This is a genomic window from Aeromicrobium sp. (assembly GCF_050700635.1).
GTDB lineage: Bacteria > Actinomycetota > Actinomycetes > Propionibacteriales > Nocardioidaceae > Aeromicrobium.
The window spans coordinates 1-2,389 of sequence record NZ_JBOHDT010000194.1; the positions used below are offsets into that span (position 1 = coordinate 1).

A 2,389-nucleotide genomic window follows, 5' to 3' on the forward strand; every position below is an offset into this window, starting at 1 on the left:
CTCTCGGCCTCGGCGGTCGACACCTCGACGTCGGTCAGCTGCCCGAGGAGGAGCACGTCGTGCTGGCCGATCCCGAGGGCAACGAGTTCTGCGTGATCGAGCCCGGCAACAGCTTCCTGGCCGACTGCGGGTTCATCGGGGCCGTCTCGGGTGACGGCTCTCAGGCGTGTGGGTACTTCTGGAGCGCCGCGCTGGGCTGGCCGCTGGTCTGGGACCAGGACGAGGAGACCGCGATCCAGTCAACACGCGGCGGATCGAAGATGTCGTGGGGCGGTCCGCCGGTGAACCCGAAGATCGGGAAGAACCGGCTGCATCTCGACATCGCTCCGCCTGCCGACACAGATCAGCAGGCGGAGGTCGACCGTCTCGTCTCCCTCGGAGCGACACGCATCGACATCGGCCAGGGCGACGTCAGCTGGGTCGTGATGGCCGATCCCGACGGCAATGAGTTCTGCGTCCTGACCCCTCGCTAGCACGGCCACGTGCCGGGGTTCCTTGACAAGCCCTGCGTTCATTCATACATTCATCCAAACTTTGTATGATTGACCTTGAGGGGTCGGCATGAGCCTGGGCAGGACTGCAGTCGTTCTCGGCGGCAGCATGGCGGGGCTGTGCGCCGCGGGCGCGCTGTCTCCGCACGTCGACCAGGTGCTCGTCCTCGAGCGCGACGAGCTGCCGCCTGATGCCGAGCACCGACGCGGCGTGCCGCAGAGCAAGCACCCGCACTTCCTGCTCAACTCAGGAAGGCGTGCGATCAACGACCTGTTCCCGGGTTTCGAGGACGACCTGGTCGCGGCGGGCGGTCTGCACCTGGTGGCGTCCATGGACACGGCCTACCTCGAGGGCCCCGGTTGGGCGCCTCGCAAGCAGGGGGCCCTGACGATGGTCTACGGCTCGCGGATCCTGATCGAGCGGGTCCTGCGCGACAAGGTACGACTGCTGCCCAACGTCACGATTCGTGAGGGCGTGTCGGTGAGCGGGATCGAGACGATTGGCGGTGGTACGCCGCATGGGCGCGTCACCGGTGTGAGCTTCTCGTCGTCCGCCGGTGACGAGCGGATCGACGCCGACTTGATGGTCGACGCGCTGGGCCGTGGCTCGTCCGTCTCCGACTGGCTCGTCGCGGCCGGCTGGCCCGAGACCCCGGTGATGACCCTCGACGCCAAGGTGACCTATGTGTCGCGGTGGTACGACCTGCCGACGCCGGAGGCCCGCCCAGACTCGTGGTGGTGGCAGCACATGGTGCTCATGCCGACCCAGGAGAAGGGCGAGCACCCGAACGAGCACGAGTTCCTGGTCAACTTCTTCCCGATCGAGGGCAACCGCAGCATCGCCTGCTTGGGGTCGTGGGGCATCCAGATGCCGCGTTCCGTCGACGACTTCGTTTCCTCGGCCGAGCGGTTGCGGACGCCGAGGTTTGCCGCAGCGATGGCGGCGTCCGAGCCGACCTCGGAGGTCCATCTGACCCGCTCGACCGGCAACAAGTGGCGGCGCTACGACCGGCGGCCCGCCGCGCCACAGGGCATCGTGTTCGTCGGTGACGCCATCTGCGCGTTCAACCCGTTCTATGGCCAGGGCATGAGCGCAGCCGCAGGCTCGGCTCTTCTCCTGCGGGACTCCTTGCATTCCGTGACCGCGCTGGATCAGACGTTCTTCAAGCGCTTCCTCGCCAAGCAGCGCAAGGCCCTCAAGGTGCCCTGGGCGATGGCGATGGCGCGCGACCGAGGCTACGAGTGCGCCACGGGCACCGAGACCGTGTCGGCGTGGCAGCGTCGGATCCTCGCGTCGATGACCTGGCCGATGTTCAACCTGATCACCGGCGCTGCCCGCGAGGACGCCGTCATCGATGATCACTTCGCGCGCGTCTTCAACATGGATGAATCGCTGGCCGACATGATGACCAGCCCTCGCGTCCTCGCCGGGCTGCTCCGCTACAAGGTCAACTCCGCACTGGGTCGCCACAAACTGCCCTTCGGCTTCGACGCGCAGCAGGAGCCTCCCGGCCGGGACTGGTCGGTGGCGACGCCTTGAGTGCCACCTGCGAACAGGCCGCCGAACAGGTCACCCGCAAGCTGGGCTTCGACTGTCACGACGTCAGCCCGGTCGTCTCGCTGCACAACCCGTTCGACCTGGCCAGCTGGACGATGCCGGTTCTCGAGCTGGTGATCATCGCGGGCGCGGTCTTCGCGCTCGTGCATGCCGTACGCCGGTACCGCGCCGGGGACCCGATCAACCTGGCGCTCTGGTTCGCGCCCCTGGTCTACCTGTTCGTCACCGAACCGCCGCTGTACTTCCCGGAATGGTTCGGTCTTGACCAGCAGTACGGCTTCATCTTCGCCCACAACATCTTCACGGTGCAGTTCATGTGGGACCGTCTCCCGCTCTACAT

At 66.8% G+C, this 2,389-nt stretch carries 3 protein-coding genes; all 3 read left to right on the forward strand.

The features are described from left to right. A partial coding sequence (locus ACRDPN_RS15245) for a VOC family protein (RefSeq protein ID WP_431449532.1) occupies nt 1-473 on the forward strand: 473 nt, incomplete at its 5' end. A gap of 88 nt (nt 474-561) precedes the next feature. Next, the gene (locus tag ACRDPN_RS15250) at nt 562-2,031 is read left to right on the forward strand and encodes an FAD-dependent oxidoreductase (RefSeq protein WP_431449533.1); all 1,470 of its coding nucleotides are present in this window, start codon (nt 562-564) and stop codon (nt 2,029-2,031) included. After that, nucleotides 2,028-2,389 (forward strand): hypothetical protein (locus ACRDPN_RS15255; RefSeq protein ID WP_431449534.1); only part of this gene is annotated, 362 nt, incomplete at its 3' end. The genes ACRDPN_RS15250 and ACRDPN_RS15255, both read left to right, overlap by 4 nt.

What these genes read in the sequence shown, in the direction of transcription:
- ACRDPN_RS15250 (WP_431449533.1), top strand. Translation starts at nt 562, where the DNA reads ATGAGCCTGGGCAGGACTGCAGTCGTTCTCGGCGGCAGCATGGCGGGG.